Here is a 19,419-nt window from a genome sequence, read left to right on the forward strand (position 1 = left end):
GCTTATTTTTTCCTGAAGGAATTTTTAATGAATATGGCAGAAAGCAAAGAACCACGTAATGTTAGAGAGCTACTCACCGAGATGAAGAACACTTCCGATTGGATGATGGATCTTGCACGTGTCTCTCTACTCTTCGAAAACAAAGAGTTGGCAAAAAAGGTTAGGGAACTCGAACTAAAGATGGATCACCTCATGTATGAAATTTGGACTGTGGCTGTCCTAGCCGCACGCAGCGAGGAAGATGCAAGAAAAATTGCAGGGGTGCTCCAAATAGCGAGTGCGGCTGAAGCCATTTCAAACTCCACGGGAGACATGGTGGACCTAGTCCTGAGAGGAATGGAAATACATCCTCTGGTGAAAAATGCCCTTCTCAGATGTGAAGAGAAGCTCACCCAGCTGAGAGTGGGTGAGGGCTCAGCCCTTTTGCACAAAAGATTGGAGGAGCTGGAACTTCCCTCCAGAATTGGCGTAAAGATCCTAGCTATAAGAAGGGATAAGGAATGGATAGTTCCTCCCTCTTCGAGTACGGAGCTGAGGGAAGGGGATCTGCTCGTGGTGAGGGGACCGGAGGAAGGGATTTCGGTCTTGCATAAATTAACAGGTTCAAATGTGGAGGAAGGGAGGGAGAAAAAACCCTCCAAGCTAGAGCTGGAGTTGGCCCAAATGTACGATTTGAGCAGCATGATGGTCGATCTCGCTTACTCCTCCGTTCTCTTGGCCTCAAAGGAGCTGGGAAAAGAGGTGAGGAGATTGGAGGAGAAGTTCGACAAGCTGAATTATCAACTCTGGCTGGAAACTCTAAAAGCGAGCAGGGAGGAAGAAGATCCAAGAAAGCTGAACAGCCTTTTGCAAGTCGTGAAATGTCTAGAAAAGATTTCGGATGCTGCAGACACCATTGCAGATGTAATATTGAGGGGTGAGGAGCTACATCCTGTCTTTGCAGAGGCTCTTTCAAAGGCGGATGAACAAGTAGCAAGGATCAAAGTAGAAGCGGGCTCGACATTAGAAGGTAAAACTCTCGAGCAGCTCAATCTTGAAACAAGTGTTGGAGTGGATGTGATGGTAATAGAGCGCAGGGGAAAATTCTTCTTCGAGCCAAACCGAGGGAAAAAGATCATGGGGGGAGATCGGTTGGTGGTGAGGGGAACCTATCGGGCTCTCCGCAAGTTGGCACAAATGTGTAAGTCCAAAAAAGTCACTTCTCAAGAGCCAGAAGGGCTATCCTCTCCAGTACCAGCTTCTGAACCCCAAGCTTCCTGACCATCTTTTTGGGAAGATAGAACTTTTCTAGGAGTAGCCTTGCCTTGGAAGGTGAAAGATTCAGCACTTCATCCTCCCTTTCTATTTCCGTTTCCCTTAGAATTTCCTCCAACGCTCTTTCCACCGTTTTCTTTTCCTCCCCCACTGAAACGAGCCCTATAGCCACTGAGTCTTCTTTCAAACCCATCTTTTCCAATGCCCTAGAAATCTGCCTCTCCGCTGCCGCCCAACAAATCAACTCCAAAGCCAGGGAATCTGCAAACCCCATTCCTCTGGAATGGGCGAGAAGGGCCAGCCTGCTGGCATGCGCGAGGTGAGCCTTTCCAGCCACCAACCTCGCGTCGAAGGCTTGGGTGGTTGTCCCCATTTTCTGATCCACCCTTCTTATCCTTTCCAGTATCTCCCCCACTCCCAGCTTACCTTTCCTCTTTCCTCCTGTAAGCCCTACCCACTTCTGGAGCTCCGGAAGTTCGAAAAGGACAGGGGCCATCACAAACATCAAATATAGCCTCGCAGATGGTTTAAGAATGGCAGCGGCCCGTAAAGTAAAAGTAGAGGAACTCCTTCAGGGCGAATACCTTCTTTCCGAAGAGGGTTTTCCTTATCTGATTACTCCTTGGGGAGAGAAGGTTTCGAGGGTTAGGGTGATGGGTACGGTGGTTGAGAAATGGCTGAGGGAAGATGGAGAATATTGCACTGTTTACCTAGATGACGGCACTGGTGTCATCTCCTTGAGGGGGTGGAGAGAAGGGGCAAAGGAGCTGAATGAGTTGAAAGTGGGGGATCTAATAGACGTGATAGGAAGAATGAGGGAATACCTAGGGGAAAGGTATCTAGTGCCCCAGCTTATCTTGAGGATAAAAGATCCGAATTGGGAAGTGGTGAGGGAGTTGGAAATCCTCTTGGCCAAAAAAAAGGCCTTAGCCAAGGGTATTCGACCCAAGAGGTTTATGGAAGTAAAAGCCGAGACCCCACCCGAAGAGGTGGAGATAGAGGTGGAGGAATTGGAGCTCCCACAGGTTCCGGAGGAACTCAAAAGGAGGGCTTTGCTGGTTTTCGAGAAACTTGACAGGGGAGAAGGGGTCAGGGAAGAAGAGCTGGCAAGGGAATTGGGGCTGGGAAAGAAAGAAGTAGAAGACCTCCTACTCGTCTTGATGGACGAAGGAGAAATATTTGAAGCAAAAACGGGAAGGTATCGGAGAGTGAGATGAATGGAAAAATACCAAGAATGGTTGGAAAAGGCTTTACAAGTTTTGCCCAAGGTGGAATCGGATCGTGAAAGACTAAAAGTACCGGAACCAGAAGTGGTAACCGCGGGAAACCGGACCGTGCTCAAGAACCTCAAGGCCATTGCTTCTGCCCTCAATAGGGATCCCCAGCACCTCATGAAATTCTTGCTGAGAGAGCTAGGGGCGGCGGGGAGTTCCGACGGTTCCCAGGCTTTCTTTCAAGGAAGATTCACTCCTTCGGTGATAAAGGGAAGGATAGACAGGTACATGGAAGAGTTTGTGAAATGCAAGAGCTGTAACAGACCTGATACCAAACTCGTAAAACAAGGGAGGATCTATATGATGAGATGCGAAGCCTGTGGAGCTAGATCCTCCGTGAGGAATATCTGATGCTTGAACTTAGAGTAAGGAGGGTGGGAGAAGAAGTACTGGTTACGGTATGTGATACCGAGCTACTCGGAAAGGAGTTTAAAGAGGGAGAGATAAAACTAAAAGTGAGTGAGGAATTCTATCGAGGGAAAAAAGCTACCATTCCGGAGTGTTTGCAGGCTATGAGAGAGGCTACTATAGCTAACCTGGTGGGTTCCATCGTAGAGGAGGCAATAAAGGAAGGCCTCATCGACCCCAGTTGTGTGCTCAGAATACAGGGGGTTCCCCACGCTCAATTCGTAAGGATGTAAAAATTAATAACCAGCTATCTGGGGGATAGAAGCATGGAGGAAATAACTGGCGCGGCTGCTCTCGTTTCAGCCCTCAAGAAAGAAGGAGTGAGGCACATCTTTGGAATTCCTGGAGGAGCCATCATTCCCGTTTACGATGTACTTTACGAAGAACCTTCCATAAAGCATATCCTCGTAAGGCATGAACAGGCTGCCGCTCATGCTGCCGATGGATACGCTAGGGCTTTAGGAAGACCAGGTGTGTGCATGGCTACCTCAGGACCTGGGGCATGCAACTTGGTGACGGGGATTCTCAATGCCTATATGGATAGCTCACCCGTAATAGCCATCACGGGACAGGTCTCCACCTCTCTCCTGGGTACTGATGCTTTCCAAGAAGCAGATTTGTTGAGTATCATGCTCCCCATCACAAAACATAACTTCCTAGTCAAGAACGTGAAGGAACTGGTTGAGGCGGTCAGGAAGGCCTTTGTCATAGCCATGGCTGGAAGACCTGGACCCGTTCATATAGACATTCCCAGGGACGTACAGATTTCCAAGGCCAAGGTTAAGATACCTGCAGAAATCGTGAGAAGAGAAAAGGAAAGGTATGATCCAGATCCAAGAAGAATAGAAGAAGCCGTAAAACTTATCGAAGAAGCAGAACGTCCTGTCCTGTTTGCTGGAGGAGGAGTAATTTGGTCTGGAGCTTCCCCTGAACTGATCGAACTGGCAGAACTCCTAGGAGCTCCGGTAGTGACTTCCTTGATGGGGAAGGGAAGCATACCGGAAGATCATCCCCTTTCTCTGGGGATGCTTGGAATGCATGGAAGAAAGGCTGCCAACTTGGCCGTAACGGAATGCGATCTCCTTATAGGAGTGGGGGTAAGATTCAGCGACAGATCGACCGGTGACGCCCGGTACTTCGCTCCCAAAGCCAAGATCATCCACATAGACATCGATCCCGTAGAGATAGGAAAACTGGTTAGGGTAGATGTTCCCATTGTAGGGGATGCCAAGCGCTCCCTTCAACAGATCCTGAGAGCACTGAAGGAAAGAAGCAGGAGAGGGGTAAGATCGGAGTGGAAGGAGAGAGTCCTACAGATGCGTAAAGACTTTGCCCCGAAAATGGATTACGACGACATTCCCTTGAAGCCTCAAAGAGTAATAAAAGAGATAATGGAAGTATTGGATGACGACTCCATCGTGGTAACGGAAGTAGGACAGTGTCAAATGTGGGCGGCCCATTATTGTACCATCAAAGGTCCTAGGAGGTTCATTTCCTCTGGAGGATTGGGAACCATGGGGTTCGGTTTTCCCGCTTCTTTGGGAGTAAAAACTGCCCTACCGGATAAAAAGGTGATAGACATAGCTGGGGATGGTAGTTTCCTCATGAATTCCCAAGAATTGGCTACTGCAGTGGAAAATGGAATAGAGGTAGTCTGTTGTATCTTTAATAATTCTTATCTGGGGATGGTGAAGCAGTGGCAGGATCTCTTTTATGGCGGGAGGAGATCCCAAACCTATCTCGGAAAGAGTCCCGATTTCGTCAAACTTGCAGAAGCTTATGGGGCATGGGGAGACAGAGTTACCAGACCAGGTGAAATGGCACCCAAGCTGAGGGAAGCCTTGAAGTGTGGAAAACCAGCCGTCTTGGACGTAGTTATAGACCCGGAGGAACATGTGTTGCCCATGGTCCCTGCTGGAGGAAAATTGGACCAAATGATCACGGGGGATTAGAATGAAAACCAGAATTTTCTCCGTGCTTTGCGAAAACGTGGCAGGAGTAATGATGAGAGTCTCTAGGTGCTTCACGCGAAGACAAATCAACATGGACTCCATTACCGTGGGTATAGAACCCTCGGGTTTGGCTAGGATGATCATCCTCTTTCAGGCAGACGACAAAATGGCCTCCTTCATGAGGAAGGTTCTCCTCAGACTCGAACCCATCGTGGAGGTACAGATGTTAGAGCCTGAAAACAGTATAGCCAGAGAGATTTGTCTTTTCAGGACTAGGAAGCTCAAGGAAGAGGAAATGTCCGAGACCATAAGGCTCATTCAATCTGCGGGGGGAAAGGTACTGGAAGTGCGGGAGGGTACTCTCATAGGAGAAATAGGGGGAAGTCACGAAGAGGTAGAACATCTCCTTTCCTCGCTGGGTCCGGATCTTCTGAAGGAAGTAGCACGGTCAGGACAGGTTTATCTTTCCAAGAACAAAGGGCCAGACCAGGCTTCCGGTGGTATTTAAAACTTTGCCATCCTAAAACTATGACATGGCAAAAGTTTACTTGGACAAGGATGCCGATCTCTCTTGGGTAAAGGATAGAACTATAGCCGTGATAGGATACGGAAACCAAGGTCATGCCCAAGCACAGAATTTACGGGATTCTGGATGCAAGGTCATTATCGGAGCCAGAAAGGGGCCGAGCTGGGAGAGAGCGGAAAGGGATGGGTTCGAGGTTTATGAAGTGGGAGAAGCCTCCAAAAGGGCAGAAATCCTTCATATCCTCGTACCCGATGAACAACAAGCCTTCCTCTATCGAGAAGCCATTTCATCCCATCTAAGGGAAGGCAAAACCCTAGGTTTCAGCCATGGTTTTAACATCCACTTCAAGCAAATCGTTCCGCCGCCCTATGTGGATGTCATCTTGGTAGCGCCAAAAGCCCCGGGAGCCATGCTCAGGAAGATGTATCTTCAGGGGTCCGGGACCCCGGGTTTGGTGGCGGTCTTTCAAGATGCCTCTGGGAGAGCTTTGGAAACGGCTCTTGGTATGGCGAAAGGAATAGGACTCACCAGAGTGGGAGTCCTCCAAACTACCTTCAAAGAGGAAACGGAGACCGACCTTTTCGGAGAACAGGCCGTGTTGGTTGGAGGAGTTTCCGAGCTAATCAAAGCTGGATTTGAGACCCTTGTGGAAGCAGGATATCAACCAGAAAATGCATACTTCGAATGCTTGCACGAGCTGAAACTCATCGTGGATCTCATCTATGAAAGGGGAATAGAGGGTATGATGGCTGCTGTAAGCAATACTGCAGAGTACGGGGGAAGGACCAGGGGACCAAGACTGATAGGGGAAGAGACAAGAAAAGTCATGAAAGAGCTTCTTCGAGACATCCAAAACGGAAGTTTTGCGAGGGAATGGATAGAAGAAAACCGAAAGGGGCTTCCACACCTCAAAGAAATGAGGGAGAAGGGAAAGGAACACCTTATAGAAAAGGTGGGAAGGGAACTCAGGAAGTGGGCGGGGATAGAAAAGTAGTGGTGAAGGTTTTAAGTCACTAAAAGAACCTTTGTAGACCTCGATGAAACTCAGGAGCCGAGAGGTGGTGGGGGGGATAGAGGGCCTGCCCAAAAGAGCCCTTCTGAAAGCCTGTGGATACAACGATACAGATCTCAACCGTCCCTTCATTGCCATTGCCAATTCTTGGAGTAAGATAGTACCTGGACACGTTCATCTGAGAACAATCGCCGAGGCTGTGGCCGAGGGGATAAGGTCTGCAGGAGGAACTCCGATGGAGTTTAACACCATTGCCATCTGCGATGGGATTTGCATGGGTACCGATGGTATGCGTTATTCCTTACCTTCTCGAGAACTCATAGCCGATAGTCTCGAACTCATGCTCAGGGCTTATCCCTTCGATGCCGTTGTAGCCATCGCCAGCTGCGATAAGATAGAACCAGGCATGCTTATGGGTTTGGCAAGAGTGGATCTTCCTTCCATCATGTTCACGGGTGGTCCCATGCTCCCGGGAGAGTGGAAGGGAAAAAGGGTGGACATCATCACGGCCTTCGAAGCCATAGGTGAGGTGAAGAGCGGGAGACTGAAAGAGCATGAAGCTCTAGAGATAGAAGACAGGTGTTGCCCTACCCCTGGTTCCTGTGCCGGCATGTTCACTGCCAATACCATGGCCTGTCTCATAGAAGCTCTGGGAATGTCCCTTCCGAGGGTATCCACCTGTCCGGCCGTCAGCTCCGAGAAACTTAAGTTGGCAAGAAAAACAGGAGAGCAAATAGTAGAGTTGCTCAGGAGGGGGATAAGGCCGAGCAAAATCCTAACCAGAAGTGCCTTCGAAAACGCGATCGTGGTGGACATGGCCTTGGGAGGTTCCACCAACACCATACTCCACCTTCCAGCCATTGCTAGAGAGGTGGGGATCAATCTCCCTCTAGAAGTTTTCGATAGGCTGAGTAAGAAAGTTCCACAACTCTGCAGTCTTAGGCCAGGCGGTGAACATATGGTAGTTGACTTACACGAAGCTGGCGGAATTCCTGCTTTGATGAAACAACTGGGGAAGTTGATAAAGGGAACTCCCCTCACCGTGACGGGAAAGACGGTGGCTTCCAACTTGAAGGGTGTGAGGGTAATAGAGAGCGAGGTGATAAGACCTCTTTCCCGACCTTATAGGAAAAAGGGAGGAATAGCGATACTCTACGGAAATCTCGCTCCGGAAGGTGCCGTCTTGAAAATAGCGGGAATAAAGAGCCTAAAGTTCTTGGGTAAAGCAAGGGTTTTCGACGGGGAAGAAGCTGCAGTGAGGGCTATCTCCGAAGGGAGGATCAGAAAGGGTGAAGTGGTGGTAATAAGGTACGAAGGTCCTAAAGGTGGTCCTGGTATGAGGGAGATGCTTTCTGCCACTTCCCTGCTCGCCGGTATGAACATGCTGGAAGAAGTAGCCTTGGTGACCGATGGTAGGTTCTCTGGAGGTACGAGGGGGATATGTGTGGGACATGTTTCTCCTGAAGCGGCGGAGGGAGGACCCATAGCGTTTGTTGAGGATGGAGATAAAATTCTTATCGACGCAAGAGAGGGCAAGCTCGAATTGCTCGTGGAAAAAGAAGTGTTGGAAGAAAGAAAAAAGAGTTTCAAGCCCAGAAGATTACCCCTTTCCGGCTATCTGAAGTTCTACGCCGAACATGCCAGTTCGGCTGCCACCGGTGCCGTGAGAAGGTGAGAACTTGGGAAAGTGTTTAGCGGAGAAATTGTTGGCCAAAAAAGCGGGGAAGGAAAGGGTAGAACCTGGAGAAATCGTGGAAGCTAGGGTGGATGTGGTAATGATGAACGATATCACGGGTCCGCTCGCCATAGAGAGCTTCAGGGAGATAGCTGATAGAGTATGGGATCCCAAAAGGGTCGTGATGATCCTCGACCATCAAATGCCTCCGAATTCCATAGAAATAGCCCGAGACCACGTCATGATGAGGAATTTCGCAAAAGAACAGGGGATAGAAAACTTTTTTGCGGAAGGGGTTTGCCATCAGGTACTTCCGGAAAAGGGCTTCGCCCTTCCTGGTTTCCTGATTTTGGGAGCAGATTCCCACACCTGTACCTACGGGGCCTTCGGAAGTTTCGCTACGGGAATTGGATCCACGGATTTAGCTGCCGCCATGGCTTTTGGAAAGCTTTGGTTGAGAGTCCCCGAAAGCGTGAAGATAGTGCTGGAGGGAAGACTAGGGAGAAGAGTATATCCTAAGGACGTTATCCTGTACTTGGTAGGGGAAATTGGAGCAGATGGGGCTACTTACCAAGCTCTGGAATTTCATGGAGAAATAGTGAAGAAAATGAGCATTGGGGGCAGAATGACCCTTTGCAACATGGGAGTGGAAATGGGGGCCAAGACGGCCATAGTTCCTCCCGATACCTTGACTAGGAAATACGTGGAAGGGAGAGCCAGATTCCCCTTCGAAGAGATAAGAAGCGACCCGGACGCTGAATACGCGGAGGAAAGGATTTATTCCCTATCGAAGTTGGAACCACAAGTGGCCTGTCCTCACAGGGTGGACAACGTAAAACCCGTAAGGGAAGTGGAGGGAAAAGAAATAGATCAAGCTTTCCTGGGAAGCTGTACCAACGGTAGGACCGAAGACCTATTAGAAGCAGCCAAAATTCTCAAGGGAAGAAAAATCCACCCGCGCGTGAGGATGCTGGTCGTTCCCGCATCCAGGGAAACCTATCTGGAAGCCTTGAAATTGGGAATAATAGAGAGGTTGGTTAAAGCAGGAGCCATCCTTGGTCCACCGGGTTGCGGGGCTTGTATGGGGAGCTACATAGGAGTGTTGGGTCCAGGAGAAGTCTGCGTGTCGTCCTCCAATCGCAACTTCTTGGGCAGGATGGGAAGTCCTGAGGCCGAAATTTATTTGGCCTCCCCTGCCACCGTTGCCGCTTCCGCCTTGAAGGGCAGACTGACCGATCCGAGGGATGTATGATGGCTAGGGCCTGGGTATTGGGAGATAACATATCCACAGATGATATCATTCCTGGCAGATATCTGGTCAAAAGGGATCCGCATGAGCTTGGAAAGCACGTTTTCGAGAACCTCATACCTGGATTTTCCTCTAAGGTCAGAAAGGGAGATGTCATCATAGCGGGTAAGAACTTCGGTTGCGGTTCTAGCAGGGAACAAGCCCCCTTGGCCTTAAAAGGAGCAGGAATAGGAGCGGTAATAGCCGAATCCTTCGCCCGAATCTTCTTCAGGAATGCCGTGAACCAAGGCCTTCCCGTGATGGTTTGCAAGGGTGTGAGGACTTCCTTTTCCACCGGAGAAGAAGTGGAATACGATTTGGCCAAGGGAGTGGTAAGGAACCTTACCAGGAACCTGGAAATGAAGGCCGAACCCCTCCCAGACTTCATTCTTTCCATCCTTCAAGCTGGTGGTCTCCTATCCTACCTCAAATCCAAGGGGAAATAAAGGAGTTATAATGGAGTCTCACCAAATAATTGAGACCCATGGGATACAAGATTGCCGTTATACCGGGCGATGGCATAGGGCCAGAGGTAATAAGAGAGGGGATAAAGGTCCTCCAAGCCGTTTCGGAACTGAAGGGGATAGAACTTTCCTTCGAAGAGTTTCCCTATGGTGGAGAATACTATCTCAAGACGGGGAAGTTATTGGAGGAAGAGGATCTGAAGGAACTTTCCAAGTTCGATGCCATCTATTTGGGAGCGGTAGGAGATCCCAGAATCCCCCCGGGAGTGTTGGAAAAGGGTCTCCTCCTCACTCTGAGGTTTTATTTTGATCAATATATCAATCTCAGACCCGTCAAGCTTTATCCGGGTGTTCCTTGTCCCCTCAGGGACAAAAAACCGGAGGATATAGACTTCTATGTAGTAAGGGAGAACACCGAAGATTTCTACGTGGGACTGGGGGGGAGGGGAAGGGGAAAATGGAGAGAAGAACATCTGATGGTGAGGGAACTCTACCAACTCAAGCTTGGAATAGACTTAGAAAGTGACGAAGAGGAAATAGCCTATCAACTTGGAGTGATGAGCCGGAGAGGGGCGGAAAGGGTCATAAGGTATGCCTTCGAGCTGGCCAGGAAGGAAAAGAGAAAAAGGGTAACGGCGGTGGATAAAGCCAACGTCCTCACCCATCTGTATGGTCTCTGGAGGGAGGTCTTTCAGAAGGTGGCTGAAGATTATAAGGAAATAGAAACGGAAATGGCTTTCGTAGATGCCATGACCATGTGGATGGTGAAGAATCCCGAGTGGTACGAAGTGATAGTGACACCCAACATGTTCGGTGATATCATAACTGATTTGGGTGCCATGCTGCAGGGAGGAATGGGCTTGGCACCGGGAGGGAACCTGAATCCAGAGGGAATAAGCATGTTCGAACCCATCCACGGATCCGCCCCCAAGTATGCTGGAAAGGGAGTTGCCAATCCCCTGGCCACCATCTTGGCCGGAAAAATGATGTTGGAAGAACTGGGAGAGGAAGAGGCTTCTCGTGCCGTGGAAGAGGCGGTGAAGGAAGTGCTTAGGGAAGGAAAATGTTTGACCTACGATCTGGGTGGTAGCTCCAAAACCCATGAGGTAGGGGATGCGGTGGTAAGAAAGTTGAGGGAACTACATGGATGAAAAGGGGATTTACAGGGCCAGGGTATCCAGAGGACTTCCCGAAGAAGTATGGAGGTTCGTCTCTTCATTGAAAGAGGATGAAAGAATAGTGGAAGAGGATATTGATGGAACGGAAGCCCACGAAATCATGCTCTACGAGAAGGGAATTCTCTCCGCAGAAGAGCTGGGGAAGATCCTTTCTTCCTTGGAGAAGATAAGGAAGGAATACAGGGAAGGAAAGTTGAGGATAGAGGGCAAGTTCGAAGACATCCACGAGTTCTTGGAAAGCAGGGTAATAGCAGAGGTTGGGATGGAAATAGGGGGAAAACTCCATACGGGAAGGTCTAGAAACGATCAGGTGGCCTTAGATTTACGGCTAAGGCTAAGAAAGGAACTGAACTTCCTTTCCTCCCATCTTCTGGACCTTATGGAAGTCCTTTTGAAAAGGGCTGAAGAAAACTTGGAGACCCCCATCATCTTCCTCACGCATACTCAACATGCCCAGGTAGGAACCTTCGGGCATTACCTCTTAGCCCAACTTGATGCCCTCCTGAGAGATTTCGATAGAATAGAGGAGTGTTATCATCGGGTGAACCTTTCCCCGCTGGGAGGAGGAGCGGTAGGTGGTTCCACCTTTCCCCTCGATAGGAAGAGGACCGCTTCCCTGTTGGGCTTTGAAGGGCTCGTAGAGAATTCTCTGGATGCTGTGAGCTCCAGGGATGTGGTGATAGAAGCTGTCGCCTGCATGAGCCTCCTGATGGTCCATCTGAGCAGGATGGCGGAAGATCTCATCCTTTGGTCCACGAAAGAGTTTGGGTATGTGGAACTTTCCGATGAATACTCTTCCACCTCCAGCGCCATGCCCCAGAAAAAGAATCCATGTACCCTAGAACTCATAAGGGGAAAGGTCGGAGAAGTCCATGGAGCCCTTCTTTCCCTCCTGACCCTCTTAAAGGGTATACCCAGTGGGTACAACAGGGATTTGCAGCAGGTAAAACCTCCTCTGTGGAGAAGCCTGGACGAAACAAGGGAGTGTCTGAGGATCATGAAGGGTGTAATAGGGACGATGAAGGTAAAGGAGGAAATGGTTTCCTCAACTTCCTCCAGCTGGGCCTTGGCTTGGGATCTGGCCGAAGGTCTGGTAAGGGAAGCCAGGCTCTCCTTCAGGCAGGCCCATGCGGTGGTGGGAGAGGCGGTAAGGGAAGCCCTCTCCTCCGGACTCACCGTAAGGGAACTCTCCAAGGATTTGTTGGAAAAAGCTGCCGAAAGGGTGCTGGGCAAAAAGATAGAAATCGACCCCCAGCTCCTCAGATATCTGGATCCTCTCTTTTCCCTGAAGATGAGGAGGACCCTGGGAAGTCCCTCCCCCAGAGAGACCGCTAGGATGTTGAGGAATAGGAAGCGAGAAGTGAGAAAAAGGAGGGCCCTGCTGAAAAGAAGGGAGAAAAAGGTGGAGGAAGCCCACAGAAAGTTGGTCGAGCTGGTAAAGGCTTATATATCGAAAGTGGAAAAAGGGTAAAATGTCCGCCAAAAAAGTAGCCTTGGCCTATTCCGGTGGCTTGGATTCCACCCTTCTCATTCCCCTCCTGAGGGAAAGGTATGGGTACGATGAAGTTATCCCCGTGCTAGTTGATGTGGGGCAGGGAGAAGAGGAAATAAAGCTGGGCTTTGAAAGGGCGGAAAAACTTGGGGCCAAGGTAAGGTTTATCGACGCCAAAAGGGAATTCGTTACCGAGTACATCCATAGGTGTATCAAGGCCAATGGAAGTTATGAGGGATACCCCATAGGCACTTCGATGAGCAGGGTATTGATAGCCACCAAGGTAGCCGAAGTGGCGAAAAAGGAAGGTGCAGAGGCGGTGGCTCATGGGTGTACGGGGAAGGGCAACGACCAGTTTAGGGTGGAATCCGTTTTCAGATATTATCTCCCTAACACCAGGGTCATCGCTCCTGTGAGGGAACTCAATCTTTCAAGGGCTGAGGAGGAAGAAATGTTAAGGAAATATGGGGTGGAGCCCAAAAGACCCAAAGGAAAGCTGGGTGGGGACATCAACATGTGGTCCCATTCCATAGGGAGCGGACAGGTTGAGGATCTGGTTTCACAATTCCCGGAGGACTATCTTTGGGTGGTACCACCAGAAAAGGCCCCTGACAAGCCCACGTTGGTTACCATTACCTATGAAAGGGGAGTCCCGGTGGAAGTGGATGGAATAAAGGATCCCGTAGAAATGATTTTCTATCTCAACGAAGTGGGCGGAAAGAATGGCATAGGAATCATCGACATTCTAGAAGACGGCATGTTGGGACTAAAATCTAGAGAACTTTACGAAGCCCCCGCTGCGACCATCCTCCTCTACACTCATGCGGATTTGGAGCACCTTACCCTAACCAAAGAGCAGTTGAGGGTGAAGAGGGAAATAGACAAGCTTTGGGCCGACCTAGTTTATCATGCTTCTTGGTTGCATCCCCTGAAAAAAGATCTGGATGCCTTCATCGATTCCACTCAAAGAAATGTAAACGGTACAATCCAAGTAGAACTTTACAAGGGAGGAATGAGGATAGTGAAGAGAGAGTCCCCCTCTTCCCTCTTCTTGCCCCAGCTCAGATCGGTGAAACAGAAAGGTCTAGATCAAAGGGAAGCTGAAGGAATGGTCAGGCTCTTCACCCTCCAATATCAAATCTTTGGAGAAAGAGGTCTCTGAAGGTGAGCAACTCTGAAAATTCTAATCACCGATCACGTTTCTGAGGAATTTTTGAAAGAAATAGAAAAATTGGGAGAGATAGTAGTCAAGCCAGGACTCTCTGAAGAAGAGCTCTGCAGGGAGATTGAAGACTATGAAGTTTTGATAGTGAGGAGTGCTACCAAGGTAACAAGGAAAGTGATCGAAGCGGGAAAGAAACTCAAAATCGTGGCGAGGGCAGGAGTAGGAATAGACAACATCGACGTGAAAGCTGCAGAGGAAAAAGGTGTCAGGGTGATTTACGCCCCAGAAGCCTCCAAAACTGCCGTGGCCGAACTGGTGATAGGCCTCATGCTCTGCTGGGCTAGGAAGATTCCTCAAGCCTACAAGGAAATGAAGGAAGGAAAATGGGATAGAGAGAAATTCATAGGCACTGAGCTGAAGGGAAAAACCCTTGGAGTGATAGGGGTGGGAAGGATAGGGGGGGAAGTGGCCTTGAAGGCTTTAGCTTTTGGCATGAGGGTCTTGGGATACGACTTGGTGAGAAGAGAAGAAATGGAAAGAGCTGGGGTAAGATATGTGGATCTTCCCACCCTCCTCAAAGAAGCAGACTTTGTGAGCATTCACGTACCCCTGAATTCACAAACGGAAAGGATGATAGGAGAAAAAGAGCTTTCCCTCATGAAACCCACTGCTGTTCTGATAAATACCTCGAGAGGGAAAATCGTGGATGAAAGGGCCTTGGTCAAAGCCCTCAAGGAAAGAAAGATTGCAGGAGCTTGCTTGGACGTTTTCGAAGAAGAACCCACCAAAAACCTCGAGCTCCTTTCCCTTGAGCAGGTAATCCCCACCCCCCATTTGGGAGCCTCTACGGTTGAATCCCAAAGGAATATAGCTCTTATCCTCTCTCAGAAACTAAAGGAGTTGATGGGGGTAGAAAGGGGATGAAAGAAAAAGAGCCTTCAGTGGTAAGACTTCGCAAGCCTACCAAGATAAAAAGGGCTAGGGCCTTGGGCTATAAGGCCAAACAGGGTGTGATAGTAGTCAGGGTAAGGGTAAGAAAGGGAGGAAGGAGGAAACCCCGACCCTCCAGGGGTAGGAAGCCCAGTAAGATGGGAGTTCTAAAATTCACTCCACGCAAAAGCCTTCAATGGATAGCCGAGGAAAGAGCAGCCAGAAAATACCCCAACTTGGAGGTCCTCAACTCCTATTGGGTGGATTCCGATGGAAAGAACGAGTATTTCGAGGTGATATTGATCGATCCCCACCATCCTGCAATTAAAAGCGATCCACAACTCTCACAGATAAAAGCTAGGGGAAGAGTCTTCAGAGGACTTACCGCGGCAGGGAGGAAGGCTAGGGGACTCCTTTGAAAGGGATCAGTAGGGATGGGATGAAGCCTCCCATTAGGGAAGTGACCGTAAAGGTACTGGTACATGCCACGGAAGACGAAAACAAAATCATGGAAGCCTTGAAGAACTTTCTTCCCGCCAAGATAAGGGTGGAGAGGGTCGAATTGGAAGGGCATTATGGTAATCCCTTGGTGCTTCTGAAGGCTAGGGTGAAGGGGAAGGAGATGGAGGAGGTATTATCCTTCTTCTTGGATAAGATCGAAAATCTAGCTTCCCTCTTTCCTAAGTTTGACCAACACTTGGATAAGGAGGGAAACCTCTACCTGAGGCTGGACAAACAGGAAGCCTGTAGGGGAAGGTGGGTACTAAAGGGGGGAGATGAGGTAATACACTTGACTTTGAAAAGCGGAAGTTTGAAGAAAAAGGAGCTTTTGGAGTTTCTCAGGACCAAGGGAGGAAAATGGAAAGGGTCAGGAGAAGATACATAGTTTTGGAACTAAAGAATCAGGGGGAAAAATCTTGGCATGAAGGATGGAGGATCCTACTGGAAAAAAACCCCAGCTTAAAGCATCCCCTTCTAAAACTGATCCCCATTCATCCACGCTGGGTACTCCTGCGTTGTGGTCATAAGCAGGTGGGGGAACTCAAACGACTTCTGGCCTCTTGGGAAGGGGTGAAAGTATTGGGGGTTTCAGGCACTATGAAGAGTGCGAAGAGAAAGTTCCTACGAGATAAGGGATATTCATGAGCGCTAAACGTGGGACGATGGGGTTAAATATGAACTCATCTGATTAAATAAGACCTGATATGGTTTTCCCACCCCCAGGAGCGGGATACGACCGGGCCATAACGGTCTTCAGCCCCGACGGAAAGCTCTTCCAAGTGCAGTATGCCCAAGAAGCCGTAAAGAAGGGATTAACCGCCCTCGGGATAAAAGCCAAGGATGGGATCGTTTTGGCGGCGGAAAGAAGGCTGAGGAACAAACTTGCCGAGGAATATTCCATCGAGAAGATCTTTCAAATAGACGAACACGTGGGGGCGGCAGCCTCCGGTCTGATAGCAGATGCCAGGGTCCTTATCGAAAATGCGAGAATAGAAGCCCAAATAAATAGACTGAGGTACGATGAACCTATCAGTGTACAGTCCATAGCCAAACATATAGGGGACTTAAAGCAGCTCTACACCCAACACGGAGGAGTAAGACCTTTCGGGGTCAGGCTTCTCATAGGTGGAATAGATAGGGATGGCCCCCACCTTTTTGAAACGGATCCAAGTGGCGTGGTGGCAGCTTACAAGGCCCAAGCCATAGGAGGGGGTGCACCAACCGTCTTGGAATTCCTGGAAAAGGAATACGTAGAAAAAATTAGTTTGGAAGAAGCGGTGCTTTTAGCCTTTAGAGCCCTTCGGCTAGTGGTGGAAGGAGAGCTTGAGCCTTCCAAGCTAGAAGCCGCCATCATCCCCCTCAAAACCAGGAAATTCCAAAAGCTCACCAATGAAGAGATTGCCGAATATCTCTCCAAGTTGAAGTAGTGGGGAGAAAATGGTAAAGCTGGAAGAAGCCGTCGTGGCCAGACTTTCCATTCAAGGGATGAATTTTGAGATACTAGTGGATCCAAGGTTGGTGGAGGTCTTCAAGGAGGGTAAACCCGTGGAAATGAGTGAGCTTTTGGCCGTGGAAAAGGTCTTTAAAGATGCCAGTAAAGGGGAAACGGCTTCGAGAGAGGCTCTGCTGAAGGCTTTCGGAACCGACGATGTGAGAAAAATAACTGAACAAATCCTCCAGAAGGGAAAGATCCAGCTCACCACCGAACAAAGGAAGAAAATGAGGGAGGAAAAATTGAAGCAAATAGCTTCCATCATCGCCAAGAGGGCCATCAATCCACAAACGGGTCTCCCCCATCCACCTACAAGGGTAGAAGAGGCCATAAGGCAAGCTAAGGTGGGGATAGACGAGTTCAAAAAAGCTGAGGATCAACTTCCCGCCGTGTTGAAAGCCATTCAATCCATTCTTCCCCTTAAGTTCGAGACGAGAAGAATAGCTATCAAAATCCCACCAGCCTATGCGGGTAAGTCTTTACATGCCATCAGAAACATGGCTGAGGTGAAGAAGGAGGAATGGCTCTCCGATGGTTCTTTGGTACTACTGGTGGAAATTCCAGCAGGTTTCCAACCAGAGTTTTTCGACAGACTGAACGATCTCACCAGGGGAGAAGCCCAGACTAAGGTGTTGTGATGCTCTTTGTAAGTAACCGTGAATTGGTAGTTCCAGGCAAGCTACTGGCCGACGAGGAATACCAAGCTGGGGAAGGTACCTTCATAGAAAATGGGAAGATTTTCTCTGCCGTGGTGGGGTTAGCAGAAGTGAGGGATAAAAGCGTTGGTGTGATCTCCCTCCAAGGTAGGTACATACCCAGACAGGGTGATAAGGTGATTGGTATTGTCATAGACACCCATCCCTTTGGGTGGATTGTGGACCTGAACTCCCCTTATACGGGCAACCTCATGGTATCCGACTTGGTGGGAAGGAAAGTGGATGTCTTCAAAGAAGACCTGGGGAAGTTCTTGAAGATTGGTGATGCCGTAATAGCTGAGGTGAGAAAAGTGGACGAAAGATGGAGGGTACAGCTAATTGCCTCAGAAAGAGGACTGGGAAAAATAAGGGGGGGAAGACTGGTAGAAATAAGCCCTGCTAAGGTCCCAAGGGTAATAGGAAGGAGAGGTTCTATGCTCAAGGTATTGGAAGAAACCACGGGTTGCAAGTTGGAGGTGGGGCTCAACGGGAGGATATTGGTTAGGGGAAAGGATCCCAAAAAAATCAACTCGGTGGTGGAAGCTATATTGTTAATAGAAAGAGAAGCACATTTATCTGGACTTACGGATAGAATAAAAGCCAAACTGGAGAAGGAAAGATGATGACGGGAAAACCCGAAAGGCTAATAGTGGATGGAAGGAGGCTAGACGGGAGGTTACCCGACGAGCTTAGACCACTACGCATTAAAGCAGGGATTTTGAAGCGTGCCGATGGCTCAGCGTACATAGAACTGGGAAAAAACAAGATCTTAGCCGCCGTTTATGGTCCCAAAGAAATGCATCCAAGACACCTTCAACAGGCTGACGTGGCCGTACTCCGTTGCAGGTATAACATGGCACCTTTCTCCGTAGAGGAGAGGAAAAGGCCAGGACCTGATAGGAGGTCCATGGAAATCTCCAAAGTGATAAGGGAGGCCCTAGAGCCAGTACTCTTCCTTCACCTCTATCCCAGGGCGGTGATAGACGTCTTTATCGAAATCCTCCAGGCAGATGCTGGAACCAGAACGGCAGGGATCACTGCTGCCTCGGTTGCCCTTGCCGATGCGGGTATTCCCATGAGGGATTTAGTAGCGGGGATTTCAGCCGGAAAGGTGGATGGCGTGGTGGTTTTGGATTTGATGAAAGAGGAGGACCAATGGGGAGAGGCCGATATGCCTATAGCGGTAATGCCCAGGAGAAAGCAGATCACTCTCCTTCAAATGGATGGAAACTTGACCCCAGAAGAATTCAGGCAGGCACTGGATCTTGCCTTCAAAGGAATAGAAAAGATTTACGAGGTGCAAAAGGAGGCCTTGAAGGAAAAATACCTGCCCATGGAGGAAGAAAGATGAAGGAACTTATAGCGAGTGTGAAGAGGGAATATCTGGCGGAGCTCGCCAGTCAAGGGAAGAGAATAGATGGAAGGGCCCTAGACCAATACAGGGAAATCAAGATAGAGAGGGGAGTGATAGGAACCGCACAAGGTTCAGCACTGGTCAAGCTGGGTAATACCCAAGTGATGGTGGGAGTAAAATTGGAAAAGGGGGAACCCTTCCCGGACACTCCCAATGCCGGCATTCTGGTAGTAAATGCTGAACTACTCCCGTTGGCCTCGCCTACCTTTGAACCCGGTCCACCCAACGAGAATGCCATAGAACTAGCCAGGGTAGTGGATAGAACGATAAGGGAATCCCAGATGATAGACCTGGAAAAGCTCTGTATCAAGGAGGGTGAGGAAGTCTGGGCGGTCTTCGTGGATATCTACGTTCTCGATCATGATGGAAATCTCATAGATGCCTCCGTGCTTGCGAGTGTGGCGGCCCTTTACGACGTTAAACCTCCAACCTCAGAAGAATGGACCCTCCCCGCCTTCCCCGTAAGGGGCAAACCCGTTGCGGTAACTGTGGTAAAACTCAATGGAGTAATGATGGTAGATGCCGGACTTGAGGAAGAAAACACGGCAGATGCCCGTCTGACCATTTCAACCCTAGAGAACGGAAACATTTGTGCCATGCAAAAGGGGGGGAGTGGATTCTTCAGCAGGGAAGAGGTAGAAAGGGCCTATGAGCTTGCAAGAAAATGTGGAGAAGAACTGAGGAGGAAGCTGTGAGAGG

The 19,419-nt window shown here is 49.3% G+C and carries 22 protein-coding genes; 21 read left to right on the plus strand and 1 reads right to left on the minus strand.

Features of this window, described 5'->3' with window-relative positions; all coding sequences use genetic code 11:
* Positions 1 to 33: 33 nt before the first annotated feature.
* Positions 34 to 1,260, plus strand: coding sequence for a TrkA C-terminal domain-containing protein (locus tag QXG22_06060; GenBank protein ID MEM0359547.1), 1,227 nt, complete (start codon positions 34 to 36; stop codon positions 1,258 to 1,260).
* On the opposite strand, the gene cgi121 is transcribed toward QXG22_06060, so the two are convergent.
* On the minus strand, positions 1,196 to 1,759 hold the full coding sequence (gene cgi121 / locus QXG22_06065; GenBank protein ID MEM0359548.1) for a KEOPS complex subunit Cgi121: 564 nt from the start codon (positions 1,757 to 1,759) through the stop codon (positions 1,196 to 1,198). The genes QXG22_06060 and cgi121 overlap by 65 nt on opposite strands.
* Positions 1,760 to 1,787: 28 nt before the next feature.
* Between cgi121 and QXG22_06070 the strand changes: the two genes are divergently transcribed.
* The 20 genes from QXG22_06070 to rrp42 all read left to right on the plus strand — a co-directional run bounded on the left by QXG22_06070 (position 1,788) and on the right by rrp42 (position 19,415).
* Positions 1,788 to 2,471, plus strand: coding sequence for an OB-fold nucleic acid binding domain-containing protein (locus tag QXG22_06070; protein MEM0359549.1), 684 nt, complete (start codon positions 1,788 to 1,790; stop codon positions 2,469 to 2,471).
* Positions 2,472 to 2,879, plus strand: coding sequence for a translation initiation factor IF-2 subunit beta (locus QXG22_06075; GenBank protein MEM0359550.1), 408 nt, complete (start codon positions 2,472 to 2,474; stop codon positions 2,877 to 2,879).
* Complete coding sequence (locus tag QXG22_06080; protein MEM0359551.1) at positions 2,879 to 3,169, plus strand: DUF424 family protein; 291 nt, start codon at positions 2,879 to 2,881, stop codon at positions 3,167 to 3,169. The genes QXG22_06075 and QXG22_06080 overlap by 1 nt, the downstream gene beginning before the upstream one ends.
* Positions 3,170 to 3,202: 33 nt before the next feature.
* Positions 3,203 to 4,888: a biosynthetic-type acetolactate synthase large subunit gene (gene ilvB, locus QXG22_06085; protein ID MEM0359552.1), complete on the plus strand. Its 1,686-nt coding sequence runs from the start codon at positions 3,203 to 3,205 to the stop codon at positions 4,886 to 4,888.
* Position 4,889: 1 nt separating this feature from the next.
* The gene (gene ilvN / locus QXG22_06090) at positions 4,890 to 5,396 is read left to right on the plus strand and encodes an acetolactate synthase small subunit (GenBank protein MEM0359553.1); all 507 of its coding nucleotides are present in this window, start codon (positions 4,890 to 4,892) and stop codon (positions 5,394 to 5,396) included.
* Between the two features lie 25 nt (positions 5,397 to 5,421).
* Entirely contained in the window at positions 5,422 to 6,408 is a 987-nt protein-coding gene (ilvC, locus tag QXG22_06095) for a ketol-acid reductoisomerase (protein MEM0359554.1), read from the plus strand.
* Positions 6,409 to 6,451: 43 nt separating this feature from the next.
* The gene (ilvD, locus tag QXG22_06100) at positions 6,452 to 8,101 is read left to right on the plus strand and encodes a dihydroxy-acid dehydratase (protein ID MEM0359555.1); all 1,650 of its coding nucleotides are present in this window, start codon (positions 6,452 to 6,454) and stop codon (positions 8,099 to 8,101) included.
* A gap of 4 nt (positions 8,102 to 8,105) precedes the next feature.
* Positions 8,106 to 9,353, plus strand: a complete 1,248-nt coding sequence (locus tag QXG22_06105; protein ID MEM0359556.1) for a 3-isopropylmalate dehydratase large subunit — start codon at positions 8,106 to 8,108, stop codon at positions 9,351 to 9,353.
* Positions 9,350 to 9,835 carry a 3-isopropylmalate dehydratase small subunit gene (locus tag QXG22_06110; GenBank protein ID MEM0359557.1) on the plus strand — a complete coding sequence of 162 codons (486 nt, stop codon included), beginning with the start codon at positions 9,350 to 9,352 and terminating at the stop codon, positions 9,833 to 9,835. Before QXG22_06105 ends, QXG22_06110 begins: the two co-directional genes overlap by 4 nt.
* 38 nt (positions 9,836 to 9,873) lie before the next feature.
* Entirely contained in the window at positions 9,874 to 11,004 is a 1,131-nt protein-coding gene (locus QXG22_06115) for a 3-isopropylmalate dehydrogenase (GenBank protein MEM0359558.1), read from the plus strand.
* The gene (argH, locus tag QXG22_06120; protein ID MEM0359559.1) at positions 10,997 to 12,502 is read left to right on the plus strand and encodes an argininosuccinate lyase; all 1,506 of its coding nucleotides are present in this window, start codon (positions 10,997 to 10,999) and stop codon (positions 12,500 to 12,502) included. Before QXG22_06115 ends, argH begins: the two co-directional genes overlap by 8 nt.
* Before the next feature lies 1 nt (position 12,503).
* Positions 12,504 to 13,685 (plus strand): argininosuccinate synthase, encoded by a 1,182-nt coding sequence (argG, locus tag QXG22_06125; protein MEM0359560.1) that lies wholly within the window; start codon positions 12,504 to 12,506, stop codon positions 13,683 to 13,685.
* A 24-nt stretch (positions 13,686 to 13,709) separates the two neighbouring features.
* Positions 13,710 to 14,612: a hydroxyacid dehydrogenase gene (locus tag QXG22_06130; GenBank protein MEM0359561.1), complete on the plus strand. Its 903-nt coding sequence runs from the start codon at positions 13,710 to 13,712 to the stop codon at positions 14,610 to 14,612.
* On the plus strand, positions 14,609 to 15,037 hold the full coding sequence (locus QXG22_06135) for a 50S ribosomal protein L15e (GenBank protein MEM0359562.1): 429 nt from the start codon (positions 14,609 to 14,611) through the stop codon (positions 15,035 to 15,037). The genes QXG22_06130 and QXG22_06135 overlap by 4 nt, the downstream gene beginning before the upstream one ends.
* A 20-nt stretch (positions 15,038 to 15,057) precedes the next feature.
* Complete coding sequence (locus tag QXG22_06140) at positions 15,058 to 15,504, plus strand: RNA-binding domain-containing protein (GenBank protein MEM0359563.1); 447 nt, start codon at positions 15,058 to 15,060, stop codon at positions 15,502 to 15,504.
* 319 nt (positions 15,505 to 15,823) lie between these two features.
* The gene (psmA, locus tag QXG22_06145) at positions 15,824 to 16,546 is read left to right on the plus strand and encodes an archaeal proteasome endopeptidase complex subunit alpha (protein ID MEM0359564.1); all 723 of its coding nucleotides are present in this window, start codon (positions 15,824 to 15,826) and stop codon (positions 16,544 to 16,546) included.
* 10 nt (positions 16,547 to 16,556) lie between these two features.
* Positions 16,557 to 17,249: a ribosome assembly factor SBDS gene (locus QXG22_06150; GenBank protein MEM0359565.1), complete on the plus strand. Its 693-nt coding sequence runs from the start codon at positions 16,557 to 16,559 to the stop codon at positions 17,247 to 17,249.
* Positions 17,249 to 17,929 (plus strand): exosome complex RNA-binding protein Rrp4, encoded by a 681-nt coding sequence (gene rrp4 / locus QXG22_06155; GenBank protein MEM0359566.1) that lies wholly within the window; start codon positions 17,249 to 17,251, stop codon positions 17,927 to 17,929. Before QXG22_06150 ends, rrp4 begins: the two co-directional genes overlap by 1 nt.
* Positions 17,929 to 18,657, plus strand: coding sequence for an exosome complex exonuclease Rrp41 (gene rrp41, locus QXG22_06160; protein ID MEM0359567.1), 729 nt, complete (start codon positions 17,929 to 17,931; stop codon positions 18,655 to 18,657). Before rrp4 ends, rrp41 begins: the two co-directional genes overlap by 1 nt.
* On the plus strand, positions 18,654 to 19,415 hold the full coding sequence (gene rrp42 / locus QXG22_06165; protein MEM0359568.1) for an exosome complex protein Rrp42: 762 nt from the start codon (positions 18,654 to 18,656) through the stop codon (positions 19,413 to 19,415). Before rrp41 ends, rrp42 begins: the two co-directional genes overlap by 4 nt.
* Positions 19,416 to 19,419: the final 4 nt, after the last annotated feature.

It is taken from the genome of Candidatus Hadarchaeales archaeon (assembly GCA_038736355.1).
Lineage (GTDB): Archaea > Hadarchaeota > Hadarchaeia > Hadarchaeales > WYZ-LMO6 > WYZ-LMO6.